Origin of the sequence: Methylohalomonas lacus (genome assembly GCF_024808875.1) — a bacterium.
Taxonomy (GTDB): domain Bacteria; phylum Pseudomonadota; class Gammaproteobacteria; order Methylohalomonadales; family Methylohalomonadaceae; genus Methylohalomonas; species Methylohalomonas lacus.
Genome location: NZ_JANUCT010000013.1, coordinates 67,848 through 89,703 on the forward strand (window position 1 = coordinate 67,848; position 21,856 = coordinate 89,703).

The window sequence follows — 21,856 nt, forward strand, 5'->3', positions numbered from 1 at the left end:
TGGCCGGATATTGACAGGGATGCCCCGCACGTCGCTCGAATACGTGCGTGCATCGGGTCTGCGGCCTGAAATAAAGCGCAGGATGCGCATTTTTCAGCAATCTATTCCAAATTCGAACCGAGTTGTAATACTGTGAAACAACCCCACGCGACAACAATCCTGTCGGTGCGCCGCGGCAACGCGGTGGCGCTCGGCGGCGATGGCCAGGTTTCCCTGGGCGACACCGTAATGAAGGGCAATGCCCGCAAGATCCGGCGCCTATACCACGACAAGGTACTGGCCGGTTTCGCCGGCGGTACTGCCGATGCCTTCACGCTGTTTGAGCGTTTCGAGGGCAAGCTGGAAAAACACCAGGGCCAGTTGACCCGTTCCGCCGTGGAGCTGGCCAAGGACTGGCGTACCGATCGCATGCTGCGGCGGCTCGAGGCGATGCTTTGCGTCGCCGACGCGACCACATCGTTGATCATCTCCGGTAACGGCGATGTCATCGAGCCGGAAGACAACATCATGTCCATCGGATCCGGCAGTGGTTATGCACTGGCCGCGGCGCGCGCGTTGCTGAATCATACCGAGCTTGATGCAGCCGGCATTACCGAGACGGCGCTGAACATCGCCGCCGACATCTGCATCTATACCAATCATGAATTGACGATCGAGCGTCTCGACGGCCAGGCGTAAGCCGGTCTGTCGCAGTCACGTCTCGTTCCAGCAGGATGTAATAGACCCTATGAAGGAATTGACCCCGCAACGTATTGTCAGTGAACTCGACCGGCATATCATCGGCCAGGATGCCGCCAAGCGCGCCGTGTCCATCGCCCTGCGCAACCGCTGGCGCCGCAGCCAGGTCGATGAACCGCTGCGCAGCGAGATCACGCCGAAAAACATTCTGATGATCGGCCCGACCGGTGTTGGCAAGACCGAGATCGCCCGGCGTCTGGCCAAGCTGGCGCAGGCACCATTCATCAAGGTCGAGGCCTCGAAGTTTACCGAGGTGGGCTACGTCGGCCGCGATGTTGAATCGATCATCCGCGACCTGGTCGACGCGGCGGCGAAGATGACCCGCGAGACGGAAATGGAAAAAGTGCGCGACAGCGCCTGCGAGGCGGCCGAAACGCGCATCCTCGATATCCTGCTACCGCGCGCGCGCAGCTACGGCAAAGATGTTGACGATACCAGGCAGGAAGCCGACAACAGCCCGGCGCGCGAGCGTTTTCGGGAGAAACTGCAGAATGGGGAACTCGATGACAAGGAGATCGACGTCGAACTAAGCGCCCAGCAGATGGGCGTGGAGATCATGGCGCCGCCCGGCATGGAAGAGATGACCAGCCAGCTGCAGCAGATGTTCCAGAATATGGGCGGCGGCAAGAGCCAGACGCGGCGGCTGAAAGTGAAAGACGCCCTCAAACTGCTGACCGAGGAAGAAGCGGCCAAGCTGGTCAACGAGGAAGACATCAAGGCGCGTGCCGTGGACAAGGTCGAACAGAGCGGCCTGGTATTCCTCGATGAGATCGACAAGATCACCGGCCGTTCCGAACAGGGCAGTCCGGACGTTTCCCGCGAGGGCGTGCAGCGCGACCTGTTACCGCTGATCGAGGGCAGCACGGTGTCGACCAAGTACGGCATGGTGCGCACCGACCATATTCTCTTCATTGCCTCGGGCGCGTTCCACCTGGCCAAACCGGCGGATCTGATCCCGGAACTGCAGGGCCGCCTGCCGATTCGGGTCGAGCTCAATGCTCTGAGCGTGAATGACTTCGTGCGCATCCTGACCGAACCCAGCGCCGCGCTGACCGAACAGTACGCCGCGTTGCTGGGCACCGAGTCGATCCGGCTCGAGTTTGCCGATGGCGCGATCGAGCGCATCGCCGAGATCGCCTGGCAGGTCAACGAGAGCACCGAGAACATTGGCGCGCGGCGTCTGCACACGGTCATGGAACGCCTGCTGGAGGATATTTCCTATCGCGCCAGCGAGTTTGCCGACCAGACCGTGACCATCGACACCGACTACGTCAACGAGCGGCTTGCCGACTTGGCACGGGATGAAGACCTGACCCGTTACATTCTGTAATGGCCGGTCAGGGTGCGATGTGCGCCGGTCTCATCGGCGCCCGTAACATTGAGCGATCGCTTCTGGTATAAGGTGCAGCATGAACGAACAAACGAACCAGCCGCACCCGGTCAACATCAAGCTCCACCAGCGCTCGCGCGTGCTGGAGGTGGAGTTCGACGACGGCGCGACCTTCAATCTGCCGTGCGAATACCTGCGCGTGTATTCGCCATCGGCGGACGTCAAGGGCCATGGCCCGGGGCAGGGTACGCTGCAGGTTGGCAAGGAGCAGGTGAACATCAGCGATATCGAGCCGGTCGGTAATTACGCGGTCAAACTGCATTTCGATGACGGCCACAATACCGGCCTGTATAGCTGGCAATATCTGTATGAACTCGGCCGTGACTATGACAGTAACTGGCAGTCCTATCTCGACGCCCTGGAAGCCGCGGGCCACCAGCGTCAGGGTAGCCTAGTGCAGACCTACAAGCCGAACAACTGATTCAGTATCGAAGCAATAGTCTCATGAAGAAAACCGATCCGACCGATTTCGGTTTCAGCCAGGTCTCCGCTGCGGAGAAAACGCAGCGGGTGCGTGCCGTGTTCGAATCGGTCGCGTCACGCTACGACCTGATGAACGATTTGATGTCGGTCGGAATGCATCGGCTGTGGAAACGCCAGGCGATTGCCCTGCTCGACGTGCGGCCGCGCCAGCGTATCCTCGACCTGGCTGCGGGCACCGGCGACTTGACCCGGCTGATCCACGACCGCACTGCCGGTCAGGCGTCAATCATCATGAGCGACATCAACGCGGCGATGCTGACACAGGGCCGCGACCGCCTGCTCGATGCCGGCATCACCGCCGGCATCGATTACCTGCAGGCTGATGCCGCAGCGCTGCCGTTTCCGCCGCTGAGCTTTGATCGCATCTGTATCGCGTTCGGTCTGCGCAACGTGACCGACAAGCCGGCCGCATTGCGCGCCGCCCACGCGGCGCTGCGCTACGGTGGCCAGTATCTGATCCTGGAGTTTTCCCGCTTGCAGCTGCGCAGCCTGCAGCCGGTCTACGACGCCTACTCGTTTCGCGGTTTACCCTGGCTGGGTCAACGCATCGCCAATGATGCCGACAGCTACCGTTACCTGGCTGAGTCGATTCGTCGTCACCCGGACCAGCAGACCCTAAGTGATATGCTCTACGCTGCCGGTTTTACCCGGGTCGACTGTACCAATCTGGCCGGCGGTATCGTCGCCATTCACCGCGCCTGGAAGCTCTGATATGTCGCAGTCACTGGCTTTCGTGCTTGAACGCATCGAGCGGGGCATCAACCATGCCCTGTACTACGATCCCGATAGCCGGGCAGCGCTGGCGGAACTGGCCGGCCGGGTGATCGCCGTCGAGGTCAGCGAACCCGCGCTGCGGCTGTACGTTCTGCCCGGCGCCGACGGCCTGCAACTGAGTAATACCGTAGCCGGCGGGGTCGACGTCACCATTGCCGGCCGGCCGCTGGCGTTGCTGGGCATGGTCACGCGCCGCGACGCCAGTCAGGGTCACGTCGAGATCCGCGGCGATATCCACCTGGCCCAGCGCCTGCAGCAGATCCTGCGGCAGCTGGATATCGACTGGGAGGAAATGCTGGCGCAGCGGCTCGGCGACGTGGCCGCGCATCGCATCGGACGCCTCGGCCGTCAGTTGCGCCAGCGGCTGCAGGTGTTTGCCGGCAGCCTGCATAACCAGTTCAGTGATTACCTGCAGCACGAACAGCGCTTTCTGCCGCTGCGCCACGAGATCGATGCGTTCAGCGAAGCGGTCGACGAGCTGCGCGACGCGGTCGAGCGGGCCGAGCAGCGCCTGGCGCGGCTGGAACGCCGGCGCGGTGGCCGATCATGAAAACCACGCTGCGATTCATTACACCGGGCCAGGCGCTGCGGCTGCTGTCCATCCAGCGCGTGCTGATTCGTCATGGTCTGGACGAGATCGTGTTTGCCACGCACCTGTTCCGGCCGGTGCGCTTTTTGTTCTACCTGCTGCCGTGGAACTGGTTCCGCCGCTCACAGGCCAGCCGGGCCGAGCGCATGCGCATGGCACTGGAGGACCTCGGTCCGATCTACGTGAAATTCGGCCAGCTGCTGTCGACCCGCGGCGATCTGTTGCCGCAAGACATGGCAGCGGAGTTTTCCCGCTTGCAGGACCATGTGCCGCCGTTCCCGGGCGACCAGGCGCGCGCGATCATAGAACAGGCGCTGGGCGGCCGGCTCGAGGATCACTTCCACGAGTTCGACGATACACCGCTGGCCTCGGCCTCGATCGCCCAGGTGCACGCCGCGGTATGCCATGACGGCCGTCGCGTCATTGTCAAGGTCGTGCGGCCCGGCATCGGCCGCACCATTCGTCGCGATCTCGGGCTTATCTGGATACTCGCGCAGCTGGCGGAGAAGTACGCGCCGGGCGGCCATTTCATGCGCCCGACCAATGTCGTGCGCGAGTTCGAGCGCACGATCTGGAACGAACTCGATCTGTTGCGCGAGGCCGCCAGTGCCTCACAGTTGCGGCGCAACTTCATCGACTCCGACGTGCTCTACGTACCGGAAGTGCACTGGGATCTCAGCCATCACGATGTACTGGTCATGGAACGCATCTCCGGCATCCCGGTGCGGGATGTCGAGGCACTGGAAGCAGCGGGCATGGACCTCAAGTGGCTGGCGGAAGCCGGTATCGAGGCATTCTTCACCATGGTGTTTCGCGATAGCTTCTTCCATGCTGACATGCATCCCGGCAACATCTTTGTCAGTCACCCGGAAGCGGACAAGCCGCCGCGTTTCATACTGGTCGACTTCGGCATCATGAGCTCGCTGTCCGAATACGATCAGCGCTACCTGGCCGAGAATTTTCTCGCCTTCCTCGACCGCGACTACCAGCGCGTCGCCGAGCTGCACGTCGAGTCCGGCTGGGTGCCGCCCTACACCCGCGTCGATGAATTTGAATTTGCCATCCGCAGCGTCTGTGAACCGCTACTCGATCGGCCGATGCGCGAGATATCGATCGGCGATCTGCTGCTGCGGCTGTTCCAGACCGCGCGCCAGTTCAACATGGAAATCCTGCCGCAGCTGCTGCTGCTGCAGAAGACGCTGGTCAACGTCGAGGGACTGGGACGTTCGCTGTATGCCGATGTCGATCTGTGGCAGACCGCGCGGCCGCTGCTGGACAGCTGGATGAACGAGCGCCTCGGCGTGCGTGGCCTGTACAAGTCAACCAAACGCAACCTGCCGCTGTGGATCGATCGCTTGCCGAGCCTGCCGAACAAGGCTATCCACGTGCTCGAACGGCTGCACGAGAACCGCCTGCAGATGGAAATGCGTTCCGACCAGCTCGACGATATCAAGCGCGAGATCCGGCGCCACAGCCAGCGTACGATCTACGCGGTCTCCGGCTCGGTGTTCGTGCTCGCTGCGGCGGTGATCTTCGGTCTCGACAGCCAGCCGGCCATGTTTGCCGGCATTCCTGCCATCGCCTGGCTGCTGGGTCTGGGTGGACTGGGACTGCTGTTCGTGTCGCTGCGTGAATAGGACGGGGTGATTGGTGATTTGTAACTGGTGATTGGTGATGCTTGCCCTTGTGGAAGTGAATTAGAATCCGTGAATCTTCCAGATCCTGTTTTGCCGATCATAATCGGTGACCACAAGAGAATGATTTAGGATCGTAGGAGCGGCGACCTCGCCGCGAAAAAGGTTCTAATACCATGCGGTAACAGACCTCCTGTTCGGCCCGGGGTCGGGCCTCCTACGGGCGTGAACGATGGGTAGGAGCGGCGCCCCGTCGCGAACGGGCTGGTTAACGGGTTATTGATGTTTAATAGTTTCTTGACACCGTGAATTCAATTTCTAAGTGCAACTCATGAGTCGGAACAGGAGGCGAGCTGCGGTAGCATCGAAGCCTTTCGTTCCGGCAAGAATGAGAGGCACAGATGCGACACTACACGCAGCTCACCGAGCACCAACGTTACCAGATTCAGGCGCTGATGAAAGCCGAACACACGCAAACCGCCATTGCTGACATTATCGGTGTCCACAAGGCCACGGTCAGCCGCGAAGTCAGGCGCAACCGCGGCCTGCGCGGCTACCGGCCGAAGCAGGCCCAGCAGTTGGCCGATAACCGTCGCGAACACAGTCAACAGCCCCGCATTGCTGACAGCACCTGGCACCTGGTCGAGCGCTGGCTGCGGGACGAGTGGAGCCCGGAACAGATCAGCGATGCGCTGCGTTGCCGGCACGGTATCCGGTTGAGTCATGAATGGATTTATCAGTATGTGCTGCATGACAAGGCCTCAGGCGGCGACCTATACCGGCATCTGCGCTGCCAGAAGCGGCGCCGGAAGCGCTATGGCAGCTATAGCCGCCGCTGCCAGCTGGTGAACACGGTCTCCATCGAGGAGCGCCCGGCCATTGTCGACTGCAAGAGCCGCCTGGGTGACTGGGAAGTGGACACCGTTATAGGCCAGGGGTATCGGCAGGCCCTGGTCACGCTGACCGAGCGCCGGTCCATGTATACGCTGCTCGGGCATGTGCAATGCCGTACGGCGAATGCTGTGCGAGTAGCCATTGTCCGCCTGCTGCGGTCGCTGAAAGGGCCCGTTCACACGATCACCTCGGACAATGGCAAGGAGTTTGCCGAGCATGAGACCATCAGCGAAGTGCTGGATACCAGCTTCTACTTTGCCCATCCTTATGCTTCCTGGGAGCGTGGCCTGAATGAAAACATCAATGGCCTAATACGTCAGTACTTTCCGAAAAAGATGGACTTCAGTACCATCACAAAAGAACAGGTCAAACGGGTTATGAATAAACTCAACAATCGACCCAGAAAGACCTTGGGTTACAGAACGCCCCATGAAGTGTTTTTCAATATCAACGTTGCACTTCAGAATTGAATCCGCGCACTGAAACAGCGCCGGCCACGCTATTTTTAATCACCAATCACCAATCACCAGCCAGCAACTCCAGCAACGCGTCAGCAGTGTCCGCTACCTGCAGGCGCTGCCGATCGCCGGTTCTGACATAACCGTCGGCGACGGCGCGGTCGAGAAACGCCAGTAGCGCATCGTAGTAACCGCCGGTATTGAGCAGACCGATCGGCTTGGCGTGAATGCCGAGCTGTTGCCAGGTCAGCATTTCCGACAACTCCTCCAGCGTCCCCAGACCACCAGGCAGGGCAATGAAGCCGTCCGCCAGATTGGCCATCAGCGCCTTGCGCTCGTGCATGTCGGTGACGACGTGCAGTTGACTCAGACCGTCGTGCGCAACTTCCTGCCGACGCAACTGCTCCGGGATGACGCCGATGACCTCGCCGCCGGCAGACAGTGTGGCGTCGGCGATGACGCCCATCAGGCCGACGTGACCGCCGCCGTAGACCAGGCCGAGATCGCGTGCCGCCAGTGAGCGGCCGAGATCGACGGCGGCCTGGCGATAGCGGTCGTCATGACCGGCGCGCGAGCCGCAGTAGACACAGATTCGTTTTCGCATGGGCAACCGCGGGCAGGTGTTCAGCTGCGTGCCAGTGCGGTTTCGACTTCATCGCGACGGGTCTTGCCGACCAGTGTCTCGATCAGGGTGAGGGCGAAATCCATCGCCGTGCCCGGACCGCGCGAGGTGATCACCTGGCCGTCGATCACGACCGGTTGATCCGACAGGCGAATGTGTTGCGGGTTATCGGCATGAATGTGTCCGGGATAACAGGTTGCCTGTTTGCCGTCGAGCAGGCCGTGCCCGGCAAGCACTTTCGGTGCGGCACAGATTGCTGCCGTGAAGCGGCCACTGTTGGCCATTTTTTTCAGCAGTTCGCCGACGCGGGGGTCGCCACTAAGATTGTCGGCGCCGGTGGCACCGCCGGGCAACACGACCATGTCGTAGTCGCGTTGCAGGGCGGTATCCAGATCGGTATCCGGTACCAGCACGACGCCGCGGCTGGCGCGTACGGGATCGCCGTCGAGACCGGCGGTCACTACCTCGATTTCGGCACGACGGAGCAGATCGATGATCGTGACGGCCTCAAGTTCTTCACAGCCCGGTGCTAGCGGGACGAGGACAACTGCTGCCATGATTCAGCCTCCTGGTTGAGCATTGCGCGAATTCCGACCAGCTGCACGCCGAGCAGGTTCAGCTGCGGCAACAGTTCGCTGAGTACCGCGAGCGTTTCCGGGTGCGGATGGCCGATGGCGATGGCACGGCCGCGCTCGCGGGCCAGGGTCAGCAGCCGGGCGAACTGGCGGCGTATGGCATCGGGGTCGCGATCGTTGTCGAGAAACACGTCGCGGCGCAGGTAGGGGACACGGTGGTGTGCCGCGGATTCACCGGCGACGCTGTCGGCGTTGGTATAGCTGTCCAGATAGAGCAGGCCGGTGGGTTGCAACAGCCGCATCAGCTGCTGCATGGCATGGCTGTCGCCGGTCAGCACGCTGCCCATGTGATTGCTGATGCCGACCGCGTGGGGTACCGCGGCAATGCCCGCATGAACGGCCGCGCTGAACTCGCTTGCCGACATGTCGCGCCGCAGTGCACCGGGGCCGAGCAGGTGATCGGCAACGCCGGCTTCCATCGGCAGGTGGACCAGCACGTCCTTGTCCAGGCGATGCGCCAGTCGCGCCATGCGCCCGGCATACGGCGTGTGCGGCAGTACCGCGTAGCTGACCGGACCGGGCAGGCTGATGGCGCGGCTGTCGCTGTTCAGCCGGTTGCCGATGTCATCAATTATAATCGTGATTGTCGGCTGCGGGTCGCCGGCCGGTAGCGGTGTGGCCATGACAACCAGCAACAGGGTCAGCAACAGTTGCACGCCGGGGCGATGTTGCCGTGACATGCGGACTTACTTTTTGCCCATGATGACCACGCCCTTGAGCAGATTGAGTGCTTCGTAGAGTTCGTAGTCCGTGGTCGCCAGCGGCTTGCTGTCATCTTCCGCCTGGTCGACCGCTTCGATGCCGGTGGGCGTGTCACCATCTTCCGGAGACGCTTCCGCATCGTTTTCCAGATGGCCGCTGAGATCGGCCTCGCTGATACGGTCGCCGCTGTCCTCGCGTTCGGCGACGCGGACACGGTCGATGACGATATCCGGCTCGATACCGTTGGCCTGAATTGAACGACCGGATGGCGTGAAATAGCGTGCCGTGGTGAGTTTCAGCGCGGTATTGTTGTTCATCGGCAGGATCGTCTGCACCGATCCCTTGCCGAAAGTCTTCTCGCCCATGATGATGGCACGACCCTGGTCCTGCAGGGCCCCGGCAACGATCTCCGAGGCTGAGGCGGAACCGCCGTTGACCAGTACGATCAGCGGTGCCCCGTCGAGCAGGTCATCGGAGTCGGCACTGAAGCGCAGTTCGTTTTCCTCGCCACGGCCCTCGGTGTAGACGATCAGGCCGCTGTCCAGGAACAGATCGCTGATGCCCACCGCGGCGTTCAGCACGCCGCCGGGGTTGTTGCGCAGATCCAGGATCAGGCCCTTGAGTTCGCCGTCATCGCTATCGCGCAATTCCTCCAGTGCCGCGCGCGCTTCATCGGTGGTGTTGGACTGGAACTGTGACAGGCGCAGGTAGCCGTAGCCCGGCTCAAGCATGCGTGAGCGCACGCTCTTCACCTTGATGATGTCGCGTTCTATGGTTAGCTTCAGCGGCTGATCACGACCCTCTCGGACGATGGTCAGGTTTATCTCGCTGCCGGGTTTGCCGCGCATGATGTCGACCGCCTCGCCCAGTGACAGGCCTTTTACCGGCGTGTCGTCGAGGCGCACGATCGTGTCGCCGGCCTGGACGCCGGCGCGCGCTGCTGGCGTGTCATCGATCGGCGCGATGACCTTGATCAGGCCGTCTTCCATGCTGACCTCGATGCCGAGACCGCCGAATTCACCGGTGGTGCCTTCCTGCAGGGCCTCGTAGGCGTCGCGGTCGAGGTAGGCCGAATGCGGATCTAGTCCGGAAAGCATGCCGCGGATGGCATTCTCCAGCAGCTTCTTGTCGCCGATGTCGTCGACATAGTCGCTTTTCACCCGCGAAAAGACCTCGGAAAAGGTGCGAATGTCCTCCAGCGGTACGCCTTCAGCCGCGTCTTCGGCCGCCGGTGTTTCAGTGTTCGGGTCGGACTCGGCGGCGAGGCCCGGGCTCAGGCTCAGCGCCAGCAGGACAAGGGCGAGACGATGGGGCAACAGCTTGTTCATGCTCAGTACTCCAGACCGATCCATTCAGAGAGGGATGTCTTGTGCGGGTGTGAATTCTCGTGACCCTAAAATGGACTACGTCCATGCCGCCGGGTTCATCGTACAAACGACAGCTTACGGCGGAAAGCCGACCACGCCAAGCACCCGGCTAACGGCGGCACCAGCGCGTCGGGTCGACGGGCTTGCCATTATGGCGGATCTCGAAGTACAGCGCTGTACGGTCCTGGCCACCGGAATCGCCGGCGTGGGCGATGACTTCGCCGTCTTCGACCCAATCGCCGCGCTTTTTCAGCAGATCGTCGTTGTGACCGTACAGCGTCATGTAGCCGTCGCCATGATCGATGATCATCAGCAGGCCGAGGTTGCGGAACCAGTCGGCGAACACCACCTGGCCGGTACTGACCGCGCGCACGTTGTCGCCGCTGTCCGCGCCCAGGCGCACGCCCTGCCACTCCAGTGCGCCGCCGCGCCGGTCGCTGCCGAAACTGTTGAGTATTTTGCCAGCCACCGGCCAGTCGAGCTTGCCCTCCAGCTGGGCAAAGTCCGGAAAGCGTCCAGTTGGCTCTGCATCTGCCGGCTTCTGGCGCAGCTCCTCAAGCAGCGACTGCAGGCGATCCTGGTCTTCGCGCAGGCCGCTCAGTTGCTCGCGCTGTTCGCTGATTTGCCGGTTGAGGTGGGCAATAACCTTGCTGCGCGCGGTTTCCAGTCCTTCCAGTTCGGCCAGGCGGGCGCTCTCGGTGGCTTCCAGCTCGGCCATGGTGGCCTGCTCGCGCCGCGCCTCGCGGGCAATTTCGGCGAGCTGTTCGAGTTCGTGACTGACGGCACGAATCTGTTCGCTGCGGGCACGATTATAGTAGTCGTAGTAGGTCAGCATGCGCCCCATCAGGGCCGGATCCTGCTGGTTCAGCAGCAGCTTGAGGTAGTCCCGGCGGCCGCTCTTGTAGGCGGCGCGCATTTGTCGGGCCAGGGCATCGCGGGCGTCGCCGAGCCGTTGTTCATATTTGCGGCGGCGGGCGTCGAGTTCCTGCAGGCGTTCGTCCTGGCGGGCGATGTCCGCGCGCAGGCCATCCAGCCGATCGCGGCTGGCAGCAATGTCGTTTTCGATATCGCGCAGCTGCTGCTCGAGCGTGCTGGATTCGTTGCGCGCGGATTCGATGGACGCTTCCAGTTGCTCGATGCGCTCGCGCACCTTCTCGAGTTTGGCTTCGGCACTGGCACGATCCTCGGGCTGGGCGCCGGCGGCAGTCGCCAGTAGCAGCCCGAGCAGTCCGGCGAGCGTGGCGCAGTGGCGGCGCTTACTTGCCAGCAACGGATTGGGCCGGCGCATCATCAACCAGTTTGAACAGGCTGTGGCCAGTCATTTCCACGGGCTGCTCCAGTCCCATCAGGTAAAGCATGGTCGGCGCAATATCCGACAGGGTGCCGGTATCCGGCAGCGGCAGGGCGTGACGGCCGACATAGATCAGCGGCACTAGGTTACTGGTATGGGCGGTGTGCGGCTGCGACTTGATCTTCTCGGTGGTAAAGCTGCGCATCTGCTCGGCGTTGCCGTGATCGGCCGTGATCAGCACTTCACCGCCGATCTGGCGGGCGGCGTCGAGGATCCGGCCGATACAGCGGTCGAGACATTCGATTGCCTTGACGGTGGCGTGAAAGTCGCCGGTATGACCGACCATGTCGGCGTTGGCGTAATTGCAGATGATGGCGTCGTACTTGTTATTGTCGATGGCCTCGACCACCTTGTCGGTCACCTCGGGTGCGCTCATCTCCGGTGACTTGTCGTAGGTACGCACGTGCGGCGATGGTACCAGGACACGATCCTCGCCCTCGAACACGCGTTCCTCGCCGCCGTTGAAGAAGAAGGTTACATGCGCGTACTTTTCCGTTTCCGCGATGCGCAGCTGTTTCAGGCCATGCTCGGCGATGTATTCACCGAACACGTTATGCAGCGGCGCCGGCGGAAAGGCGACGGGAAATTCGTAGTTGGCCTTGTACTCGGTGAGACTGACAAAGGCGGCCAGTTGCGGTACGTGTTCGCGATAGAAGCTCTTGAAATCCGGCTTGGTGAAGGCGCGCGCCAGTTGCCGGGCGCGGTCGGCGCGGTAATTGGTAAACACCATGACGTCGCCGTCTTCCACCTGCACCGGGTCCTCGCCGGCCCGGGTGATGGCGGTCGGCTTGACGAATTCGTCCGTTTCGCCGCGGGCGTAGGCCATGTCGATGGCGATGAAGGCGTCGTCGGAACGGTATTCGGCCATGCCCTGGCTGATCAGATCGTAGGCGACCTTGGTTCTGTCCCACTGTTGGTTGCGATCCATGGCGTAGTAACGCCCGATGATGCTGGCGAAGCGTACCCGGTCGCTGCCGAGTTCCTGCATCTTCAGGTGCATGCGGTGCGCGGATTCCTCGGCGCTTTTCGGCGGCGTGTCGCGGCCGTCGAGAAAGGCGTGCAGGTAGATGCGTTCGACGCCGCAGGCGATGGCAAGATCCATTGTCGCCATGATGTGCTCTTCGTGACCATGGACACCGCCGGCCGACAGCAGGCCGAGCAGATGCACCGCCTTGCCGTTCGCGGCTGCCGTGCGGAAGGCTGTGTTCAGGGTCTCGTTCTCGTAGAACGATCCGTCATCGATGGCGCGCATGATGCGGGTGAATTCCTGGTCGACGACGCGGCCCGAACCGATACTCATGTGCCCGACCTCGGAGTTGCCCATCTGCTGATCCGGCAGGCCAACATCGATGCCGGAGGCCCGAATCAGCGTGCGCGGACACTGCTCCCAGATGCGTTCCCAGTTCGGTTTATTGGCACTGTGGATGGCGTTGTATTCGGTATTTTCCGCATAGCCCCAGCCATCCAGGATCAGCAATACCAGCGGTCTGTTGGCAATCGGCATGTTCAGACGGTCCGCAGCGGTTCGAAAACGGGATGCCTACGGCTGACCGGGGCATGGCTGGGCTGAGTACTCGACGGACTACAGGCAGTGGCGGGGAATGCGGCGGCAATATCGAGAGCGGTTGCAGGCATTGTCGTTGCCATCATGATTGCAAGAGGCTCGAAAGCTGTCTGTCTAGAATTTGCCGGCGAGTTTAGCATGAATCACTGTCGGCGAATAACTGCATTCGGGCCGGATTCTGTGAAATAATCGCGTTTCATTTCCGGCCGGCGCCGGCGGGGCTGGCTTGTCACTGGAACGGGCCGGCTACCGACCGCCCGGTATTTACTTTGTACAGGTCTTTATGGACAGAATAATCGAGTTTGTCGGCAATCATCCCTACATGATTGCCCTGTGGGTCGCGCTGGCCGCGTTGCTGTTGTGGAATCTGCTCGCCGATAATATCGGCGGCGCCAAGAGCCTGAGCCCGGCCGAGGCCACCCGGCTGATGAATCACGAGGACGCATTGCTGCTCGATCTGCGCGGCAAGTCCGACTACGACAAGGGCCATATCCTCAACGCCCGGCACATGCCGAGTGCCGAGCTGGATGATCAGTTGGGCAAGCTGAAGGCCGACAAGAGCCAGCCGGTGGTGCTGTGCTGTGCCAACGGCCTTGAGTCCCAGCGCGCCGCGCGCAAGGTTCAGCAGGCCGGCTTTGAGCGCGTCTATCTCATCAAGGGCGGCATCGGCGGCTGGCGCGAGGCCAGTCTGCCGCTGACGCGCGAATAATTCTTACGGTACTGAACAGCGGATAAACATTCATGGCGGAAAACGACAAAACAGCAGCCGAGGGCCAGCAGGCCGACCCGTCCCAGGGCCAGTTCGGCATCCGGAAAGTGTACGTCAAGGACCTGTCGTTCGAGACACCAAACTCGCCGAGCGTCTTCAATGACCAGGCCAGCCCGAACGTCAACCTGCAGCTGGCCAACGAGTCCTCGAAGCTGGCCGACAACACTTATGAAGTGGTGCTGCGGTTGACAGTCACCGTTGCGACCGACGACAAGACCTATTACCTGGCGGAAGTGAATCAGGCCGGTATCTTTCATATCGGCGGCTTCCCGGACAACGCGGTCAGCCGCATGCTGGCGACGGTGTGCCCGAACATCCTGTTCCCGTTCGCGCGTGAACTGGTCTCGGACCTGGTGACGCGTGGTGGCTTCCCGCAGTTGCTGCTGTCGCCGGTCAACTTCGAGGCGCTTTATGCCCAGCAACAGAAACAGCAGGAACCGCAGGCGGCCACGGACAGCGGCCAGCAGACCACGCATTAACGGTGGAACGTATCGTCAGCGCGGCGACATCGGCAAAGCTGTTTTACACTGGCGCTGTCGCATTGCTGAATGAGCCACGTGCACCGGCCATCGATGCCATGACGGCGGTACATGTATATGTCTGACCCGGAACAATCGATACTGGTCATGGGTGCCGGCGCCTGGGGCACGGCGTTGGCGATCGCGCTGGCACGCAACGGCCGGCCGGTGGCGCTGTGGGGGCGTGACGCGGCGCGCCAGGCGCAATTGCAGGACAGCCGCGAGAACCGGCGCTATCTGCCGGATGCGGTTTTTCCGTCCAGCCTGCGTGTGGTTGCTTCGCTAGACGAACTGACCGAAATACCGATCAGGCACATCATAATGGCGGTGCCCTGTGCCGGTCTGGAAGAAGCGCTGCAGCTTGCCGATCAGCACTTTGACTTGCAGCGTACCGGTGTCTGCCTGGCCTGCAAGGGATTGGCGGCCGGCAGCCACCAGCTCAACCATGAACTGGTGGCCGAGCGGGTCGGCGACATCCCGGTTGCCGTGCTGTCGGGGCCCTCGTTTGCCCGGGAACTCGCCGCCGGTCTGCCGACCGCAGTCACGATCGCTTCACCGAACGCCGATCATGCGGCCGACCTGCAGGCCTGTTTGCACGGCGATATTCTGCGTATCTATACCCATGACGATGTCGTCGGCGTCGAGATCGGTGGTGCCATCAAGAACGTCATGGCTATTGCGGCCGGTATCGCCGATGGTCTGGGGTTTGGCGCCAACACCCGTACCGCGCTGATCACCCGCGGCCTGGCCGAGATCATGCGCCTCGGTGTCGCCATGGGCGGGCGGGCCGAGACTTTCATGGGGCTGGCCGGCCTGGGCGATCTGGTCCTGACCTGCACCGACGACCAGTCGCGCAATCGGCGCCTGGGCCTGGCGCTGGCGCGCGGCGACAACCTGGAAACGGCCAGCGCCGGCATCGGCCAGGTGGTCGAGGGTGCACGCACCGCGGCGATGGCGCTGGCGCTGGCGGAAAAGTTCAAGGTCAGCATGCCGATCACCGAGCAGGTCGAAGCTGTGATCGCGTCGCGCGAGGATCCGCGCACGGCCGTTCAGACACTGCTCAACCGCGAGCCGAAGGCGGAACTCGAATAATTCATGCAAACTGTGCGCGGACGCACGGTTTTGTCAGGGGACGTGAGCCAGAGTCTGTCGCTACGGGGAGCACATGTCACAACGGGAAAGCGCCGAGGCGCGGCAACTGCTCGAGCACTACTGCCGGGAGGGCAGTCAGCCGGCGTTCGACCGCTTTTACCGCCAGCAGTCCGGCCGCCTGTGGCGTTTTCTGCGTTTTCGCGGCGTTGCCGAGGACGCCGCCTATGATCTGGTCGCCGAGGCCTTCCTGCGCTTTATCCAGGTGGTCTGCAAGGATCTGCGCGCGCCGGTGGCGCTGCTCTATCGAATTACCCTCAATCTCCGCACCGATGCCTGGCGCCGCAGCCAGACCGCCAGCGACTATGCCGCCGGCATGTCGGTTCAGGGACACCATGACGAACCCGCCGAGCAAATCCACCTGCGCCGGTTAATAGGCCGCTTGCCCGAATCCGAGCAGAATCTGCTGCTCATGCGTTACTGGATAGGGCTGACCCACCGGGAGATAGCCGAGGCGACCGGCCAGCCGGCCGGCACGGTACGCCGGCGAACGGCGGAATTACTCGAACAGTTGCGACAGGAATGGGAACAGGATTCTGAACATGACGGCACCTGATAGTGCGGACCTGCCGGGATTGATACGCAATGCCTTTGATGCGTTGCCGGGCCCGGACGAAGAACGGCTGGGAGCTATACGGCAACGTCTGCCCGTGCGGCAACCGCAACGGCTGACATCACGCCAACCGCATCGCTTGAAGTGGATACTGTGGCTGGTGTTGCTGGGGAGCGGCACCGTCACGGCTGGCTGGTGGCTGGGTACGGGATCGCAGCAGGCGCCTGAAAAAATGAATCACCTGGGACAGTCATCACCGGAAGCAAATGTTCAATCTGATGGCAAAGCCGACACGTCGTCTGCAAGCGATGAGAACGAACGACGCCGTAGCCCGATCATCTATCAACGTTAGGCATGCCCTGTTCAGGATTAAATACATGAATGTTCGAAACGGTACAGTTGTTTTAGGGGATTTTGTATTGGCATTCGGGTTGTTGATCACCCTGCTGCCGTTGCCCGCAGAGGCGAACTGTACCAATTGCACGACCACGGAAGACGGCGACGATATCGTACATACGTTCACTTCCGGTAATGGCACGTTCACGCCGCCGAGTGGTGTGACCTCGGTGCAATACCTGATTGTCGGTGGCGGCGGTGGCGGTGGTGGCCTCCCGAGTGGCGGTAATTTGGGCGGTGCTGGTGGTGGCGGTGCCGGTGGTTATAGAACCGACAATCTGGCAGTTACCCCGGGTAATACCTTAAACGTTTCAGTAGGTGCGGGTGGCACCAGTGGTGTTGGTGGTAGTTCACAAGGTGGTAATGGGGGGAATTCCTTTCTTGGATCAGTGACAGCCATTGGTGGCGGGGGCGGAGCCAGTAATGGTGTGAATAATACGGGAGAGGACGGGGGATCAGGCGGTGGTGGTCGAGTTACTGGTGATGGTGGTAATGGCACCCCTGGCCAGGGGAACAATGGTGGTGATGGCGCAAATGGCGGCGGCGGCGGCGGCGGCGCAGGTAGTGCTGGTGATGATGGTGGATTAGGAGTGAACGGCGGTAATGCCGGCTCAGGCGGGAATGGTCAATCCAGTGCCATAAGCGGCGCGAATTTTACCTATTCTGTAGGTGGTGAGGGCGGTGCTTATTTTAGTTTTGGTGGAGGTAATAATCGTTCAGATGGTTCTGATGCATCTGCAAATACCGGTAATGGCGGTGAGGGCGCTACTGGGGCGAATGGTGGGCCTGCCGTTGAGGGCGGAAGTGGTGGTTCAGGTATCGTTATTGTGCGCTATCCGAAGCCAGCGCCATTCGAGTGCCCGGCCGGGACCGAACTGACCAGCGGTATTCTGGGAAGCTATTACGATTATTCGGACGAGTCTTTTCCGAGCCCGCCGTTTCCCTCTGGCACGCCGACGGGTACCCGGGTTGATGGCCCGGTTGATTTCGACTGGGGTAGCGGGGAACCCGGTGTGCAGGATATCGACGACGATGAGTTTGCCGTGGCCTGGGACGGCGCGCTGCATGTCGAGAACTCCGGTAGTTATCAGTTCCAGACGGTTTCCGACGATGGCGTCCGCCTATTCGTCAATGATCAGCTGGTGATCAATAATTGGACCGACCATGCTTCGACAACTAACACGAGCAACAGTGTCAGTCTGACTGGTGGGCAGACCTATTCAATTCGCCTGGAATTCTACGAAAATGGTGGCCAGGCCGAAATTCGCCTGCGTTGGCGACAGGGAGGCAGTGGTTCATTTTCGGCGATACCGGCCGGCCCCGAGGGCAGCCTGGGCAATGGCCTCTATTACTGTGCCGAACCCCCCGAGCCTGAACCTGTACTGGAGTTCCGCATGGATGAGGCATCCTGGAACGGTAGTAATGGTGAGGTCGTTGATGAAACCGGTAACGGTAACAACGGCACGGCTCGAAACGGAGCCGATACTGAGGATACCAGCTCTGCTATTCCCGGTGACCCTGGTACCTGCGGTTATGGTACTTTTGACGGCAACAATGATTATGTACAAGTTAATAACCTTTCCAGTCTCTTGAGCGGAACGGCCAGTCTGGCTTTCTGGATACGAACCGAACAGACTAGCGACAGTAACAATGTCTGGGACTCGCCAGGTATTATTGGCGTCGAAGAGAGTGGAGGTACTGACGATATTTTCTGGGGAACTATAGACGATCAGGGCAGGATTGGTCTCGCTGTTGGAAATGATGATGATGACAATCAGAAATCAACTAATCCTATTAATGACAATCAGTGGCATCATGTTGTTTTAACCCGTGATGCCGATAGCGGCGACATCAAAGTTTACGTGGATGGTGTCCTAGAAAATACAGGCAGTAGTGCTAATGGGAATATAGGAACACCGTTCTCGAGCATTGGCCGCATAGATGATACAGCTGGTTCGCCGGAGTATTTCGAGGGCGATCTGGACGAAGTGAAAATATATGATTCAGTGCTCGATGACAGCGATGTCAGTGCCATCTTCAATAGCACGCATGCCTGTCCGGCAACCGGGGCCGGGGAATGTGTGGCCGACTATGCGGTTTACGCTGCCAGTGACCTTGATGTAGGCGACAGGATAGAGATGAATGGTGTCGAGGTGTTTGGTAGCGGTAACGCCATCGAACCCGATTCAGCCCAGATCGTAACTGCAGCGCCGCCGCTGCCGAATTTTGAACCGGCTGGTTTCCCCAGTTTTTCAGGGAGTGATCTTCAAATCCCCCCACCCGGTAATAACCCGGTTTCTGCCGGTGACTACGACGAGATTCAGGTTAACAATAACCAGACGGTAACGTTTGATACCAGTAATGGAAATGATTTCCGGATACAGAGCTTGCAGACCAATAACAATGTTACGGTCAATATGCAGGCGGGTCGTTATTTTATTGATGAGATGGAACTGGGTAACGATACCACCCTGAATATCGTTGGCGGCGGCACTGTCGAACTGTTTATCGGCGATCAGTTTGAGGCGGGCGACAGAAGTGAATTGAATCTGGCAGGTGAGCCAGGTGATTTTCTGGTGCGTATGTATGATGGGGCCCAGCTCGAATTCAATAATGATGTGGCGTATGTAGGTACGATTTATGCTCCCGGTGATGATACAGAGGTTCAAATCGGCGATCGGGGCGTAATTAACGGTGGCATTTTTTCGGGTGGTGATGTCGAACTGAATAATGATGTTGAATTGTTCTACAACAATAATGCCGAAGTGTCCGGGCGGATTGTTGCACAATGTGACGGTGGCCCAGCGCATTATGCCATTATTCATGATGGCACGGGTGTTACATGCGAGGCTGAAGCAGTTACCTTTGTTGCTCATGACAGTAACGATGATCCGGTAGATCCGGGCGCCGTAACCCTGAATCTATCAACAACCACGGGGCGGGGTGACTGGAGTGGTATTATTGCCGGTGGTGGTAGCCTCAATAACGGTGCTCAGGGAGATGGCTCTGGTAGTTATACTTTCCCGGGTGGTGAGTCCAGTGTGACGCTGGCATTCAATTACACGGAGATACCCGGCGGTCAAGACAGTGATAGTTTCTTTTTTGATTTGAATGACGGTGCTGTGGGTGACCTGGGTAATGGTAATCCGGAGGATCCGGAAATGATATTTTCCCGCACCGGCTTCCGTTTCATTAACCAGACTGACGGCAATACGATCATACCGACGCAGATCGCCGGCAAACCATCGGATATTGCTCCGCTGGCAAAAGCGCTGGCATTGCAGGCAATTCGCAGCAGTGATGACGATCCATCCGTCTGTGAAGGTGCTTTTCCGGCGGGGGAAGACCGCACCATAGACCTGGCTGCAGAATGTCGGGATCCGGTAAGCTGTAGCGGTCAGTCCATGGTGGTTAATGGCAATACCATAACGACAAATAACGATGATACTACAGGTGGATCGTCTGCCTATACCCCCGTTACGCTGAGCTTTGATTCCGATTCTACGGCACCCCTGATTCTGGATTACCCTGATGCCGGAACCGTGCAGCTGCATGCACGCTATAACATCCCGCTGGAGGATGGTACGGGTACCCCGTCGGGTGATTTCATGCTGGGCAGCAGCAACAATTTTGTCGTGCGGCCATTCGGTTTTCATATCACCTTGGATGGGAATCCGGGCAGTACCGATGCCGATAGCGCGATATTCAGGGAAGCCGGCGTGGATTTCGATGCCACGGTCCGTGCCGTCGCCTGGCAGGCTGCCGATGATGGTGACAATGATGGCCGGCCGGATGCGCACACGGACACTGATCCGGGTAACAATGTGGATTTGAGCGACAATCCAGCGACGCCCAATTTCGGCCAGGAAGCTAGTCCGGAACAGGCGGTGCTCGAGTCCGTTCTTGATCAACCGGCCGGTGGTAATGATGGTGCTTTGGGCGGTGGCACTGGTGTTACCGGTTTCAGTAATGGCGAGGCCACGACCACACTCAACTATAATGAGGTCGGCATCATCGAGATATCGGCGACCAATACCGATTATCTTGGCAGTGCGCAGGAATTGGTTGGTGCCTCTGGTTATGTCGGCCGCTTCATCCCCTTTGACTTCGATGTTGAGCTGAATACGCCGGAATTTGCCAGTGCGTGTAGCGGCGGCGCGAATGACTTCACCTATATCGGCCAGCCGTTCGACTATCTGGCTCAACCGGTCATGACGGTTACCGCACGCGCGCAGGGTGGCAGCACGACTGAAAATTACCGCGACGATTTCTTCAAGCTGACCAATTCCAAACTCGACAGCGATGGCGACAAGACCTATACGGCCGAGACCGGTACCCTGGATACCAACCTTATTACCACGCCGGATCCGGCTATACAGTCGAACGCCGACGGTACGGCGACCCTGACCTTCAATTCGGGTACTGGTATTGCTTTCGAGCGCGATGATCCGGAAGCACCGTTCGATGCTGAGATCAGCCTGAGCATGAACGTGATCGATGAGGATGATGTCGTTTATGGCGATGGTAGCGGCAACAATCTGAATCCGGTCCGCTTCGGCGAGGCCAGCGCCGGTGACGGTATTGCCTTCGCCGACAGCAAGGAACAGCGCTGGGGGCGTATCAAACTGGAGAATGCCTTTGGCTCGGAGCGGCTGGATCTGCAGTTGCCGGTCCATGCCGAGTATTTTGATGGTACCAGTTTCATCCGCAATACAGATGACGACGGCTGCACGACGCTAGCCGTTGAGGACTTCGATCTGACCGGAACGTTGGAGGGCAGTACGACCGCTTCCCTGCCGGATGGTGAGAGTTTCGATGAAGGCCGTCTGTTGCTCAACTTCTCCGCACCGGGCACACCGGGCTATATAGAGGCTGAGGCGTTACTGGGGGTAGCCGGCGCTGATTTAACCCATCTCCAGTTCGACTGGAATAGTGATGGCACGTATGACAACAATCCCCGCGGTCGGGCCAGCTTTGGTATTTATTCCGGTAATTCCGAACTGATTTATATCCGCGAACCCTGGTAAGCGTGGTACTGGCAGTTGCGATTGTGCGGACCAGACACTTGAGCGGCCGGGCTTCCAATGCCCATGCATGTTAAGCCTTTACCTCCTGCCCGCTTTCACATAACGTGATGCAAATAACATTTTCGTAATTTTTATAAATTTAGCTGTTCGCGGATTCGCCTAATAAGTGCAATTTCTTAGGGTAAAGAGCCAGCTGCTATAGTTCGGCTTTTTCCCGACCAAGAGAAATTGCACCATGAACTA

General features: G+C 60.0%; 19 protein-coding genes. 13 read left to right on the forward strand and 6 right to left on the reverse strand.

All coding sequences use genetic code 11. The features are described 5' to 3' along the window. The first annotated feature begins 132 nt into the window (after positions 1–132). The 7 genes from hslV to J2T55_RS09730 all read left to right on the forward strand — a co-directional run bounded on the left by hslV (position 133) and on the right by J2T55_RS09730 (position 6,972). Positions 133–678: an ATP-dependent protease subunit HslV gene (gene hslV, locus J2T55_RS09700; protein WP_259055903.1), complete on the forward strand. Its 546-nt coding sequence runs from the start codon at positions 133–135 to the stop codon at positions 676–678. Between the two features lie 49 nt (positions 679–727). After that, positions 728–2,068, forward strand: a complete 1,341-nt coding sequence (gene hslU / locus J2T55_RS09705) for an ATP-dependent protease ATPase subunit HslU (protein ID WP_259055904.1) — start codon at positions 728–730, stop codon at positions 2,066–2,068. Between the two features lie 79 nt (positions 2,069–2,147). Continuing rightward, positions 2,148–2,549, forward strand: a complete 402-nt coding sequence (locus tag J2T55_RS09710) for a DUF971 domain-containing protein (protein WP_259055905.1) — start codon at positions 2,148–2,150, stop codon at positions 2,547–2,549. A gap of 23 nt (positions 2,550–2,572) precedes the next feature. Then, on the forward strand, positions 2,573–3,322 hold the full coding sequence (locus J2T55_RS09715) for a class I SAM-dependent methyltransferase (protein WP_259055906.1): 750 nt from the start codon (positions 2,573–2,575) through the stop codon (positions 3,320–3,322). Between the two features lies 1 nt (position 3,323). Next, positions 3,324–3,935, forward strand: coding sequence for a ubiquinone biosynthesis accessory factor UbiJ (locus tag J2T55_RS09720; protein WP_259055907.1), 612 nt, complete (start codon positions 3,324–3,326; stop codon positions 3,933–3,935). Continuing rightward, entirely contained in the window at positions 3,932–5,611 is a 1,680-nt protein-coding gene (ubiB, locus tag J2T55_RS09725) for a ubiquinone biosynthesis regulatory protein kinase UbiB (RefSeq protein ID WP_259055908.1), read from the forward strand. Before J2T55_RS09720 ends, ubiB begins: the two co-directional genes overlap by 4 nt. A 398-nt stretch (positions 5,612–6,009) precedes the next feature. Continuing rightward, a complete protein-coding gene (locus J2T55_RS09730; protein ID WP_259055910.1) occupies positions 6,010–6,972 on the forward strand; it encodes an IS30 family transposase in 963 nt (320 codons plus the stop codon). Between the two features lie 46 nt (positions 6,973–7,018). Here J2T55_RS09730 and J2T55_RS09735 read toward each other — a convergent pair whose 3' ends face one another. The 6 genes from J2T55_RS09735 to gpmI form a co-directional block, all read right to left on the reverse strand. Then, positions 7,019–7,564 (reverse strand): LOG family protein, encoded by a 546-nt coding sequence (locus tag J2T55_RS09735; protein WP_259055911.1) that lies wholly within the window; start codon positions 7,562–7,564, stop codon positions 7,019–7,021. Positions 7,565–7,584: 20 nt separating this feature from the next. Then, complete coding sequence (locus tag J2T55_RS09740) at positions 7,585–8,139, reverse strand: DJ-1 family glyoxalase III (RefSeq protein WP_259055912.1); 555 nt, start codon at positions 8,137–8,139, stop codon at positions 7,585–7,587. Beyond that, a complete protein-coding gene (locus J2T55_RS09745; protein WP_259055913.1) occupies positions 8,112–8,897 on the reverse strand; it encodes a divergent polysaccharide deacetylase family protein in 786 nt (261 codons plus the stop codon). The genes J2T55_RS09740 and J2T55_RS09745 overlap by 28 nt, the downstream gene beginning before the upstream one ends. 6 nt (positions 8,898–8,903) lie before the next feature. Then, positions 8,904–10,247 (reverse strand): S41 family peptidase, encoded by a 1,344-nt coding sequence (locus J2T55_RS09750; protein ID WP_259055914.1) that lies wholly within the window; start codon positions 10,245–10,247, stop codon positions 8,904–8,906. Positions 10,248–10,395: 148 nt separating this feature from the next. Next, the gene (locus tag J2T55_RS09755) at positions 10,396–11,577 is read right to left on the reverse strand and encodes a murein hydrolase activator EnvC family protein (protein ID WP_259055915.1); all 1,182 of its coding nucleotides are present in this window, start codon (positions 11,575–11,577) and stop codon (positions 10,396–10,398) included. After that, the gene (gene gpmI / locus J2T55_RS09760) at positions 11,543–13,141 is read right to left on the reverse strand and encodes a 2,3-bisphosphoglycerate-independent phosphoglycerate mutase (RefSeq protein WP_259055916.1); all 1,599 of its coding nucleotides are present in this window, start codon (positions 13,139–13,141) and stop codon (positions 11,543–11,545) included. The genes J2T55_RS09755 and gpmI overlap by 35 nt, the downstream gene beginning before the upstream one ends. A gap of 343 nt (positions 13,142–13,484) precedes the next feature. Between gpmI and J2T55_RS09765 the strand changes: the two genes are divergently transcribed. The 6 genes from J2T55_RS09765 (at position 13,485) to J2T55_RS09790 (ending at position 21,613) form a co-directional block, all read left to right on the forward strand. Next, the gene (locus tag J2T55_RS09765; protein ID WP_259055917.1) at positions 13,485–13,910 is read left to right on the forward strand and encodes a rhodanese-like domain-containing protein; all 426 of its coding nucleotides are present in this window, start codon (positions 13,485–13,487) and stop codon (positions 13,908–13,910) included. Positions 13,911–13,942: 32 nt separating this feature from the next. Next, a complete protein-coding gene (secB, locus tag J2T55_RS09770) occupies positions 13,943–14,449 on the forward strand; it encodes a protein-export chaperone SecB (protein WP_259055918.1) in 507 nt (168 codons plus the stop codon). Between the two features lie 111 nt (positions 14,450–14,560). After that, entirely contained in the window at positions 14,561–15,580 is a 1,020-nt protein-coding gene (locus J2T55_RS09775) for an NAD(P)H-dependent glycerol-3-phosphate dehydrogenase (RefSeq protein WP_259055919.1), read from the forward strand. Positions 15,581–15,653: 73 nt separating this feature from the next. Then, complete coding sequence (locus tag J2T55_RS09780) at positions 15,654–16,193, forward strand: RNA polymerase sigma factor (protein WP_259055921.1); 540 nt, start codon at positions 15,654–15,656, stop codon at positions 16,191–16,193. Beyond that, positions 16,180–16,542: a hypothetical protein gene (locus J2T55_RS09785; protein WP_259055923.1), complete on the forward strand. Its 363-nt coding sequence runs from the start codon at positions 16,180–16,182 to the stop codon at positions 16,540–16,542. Before J2T55_RS09780 ends, J2T55_RS09785 begins: the two co-directional genes overlap by 14 nt. A gap of 25 nt (positions 16,543–16,567) precedes the next feature. Then, entirely contained in the window at positions 16,568–21,613 is a 5,046-nt protein-coding gene (locus J2T55_RS09790; RefSeq protein WP_259055925.1) for a DUF6701 domain-containing protein, read from the forward strand. Positions 21,614–21,856: the final 243 nt, after the last annotated feature.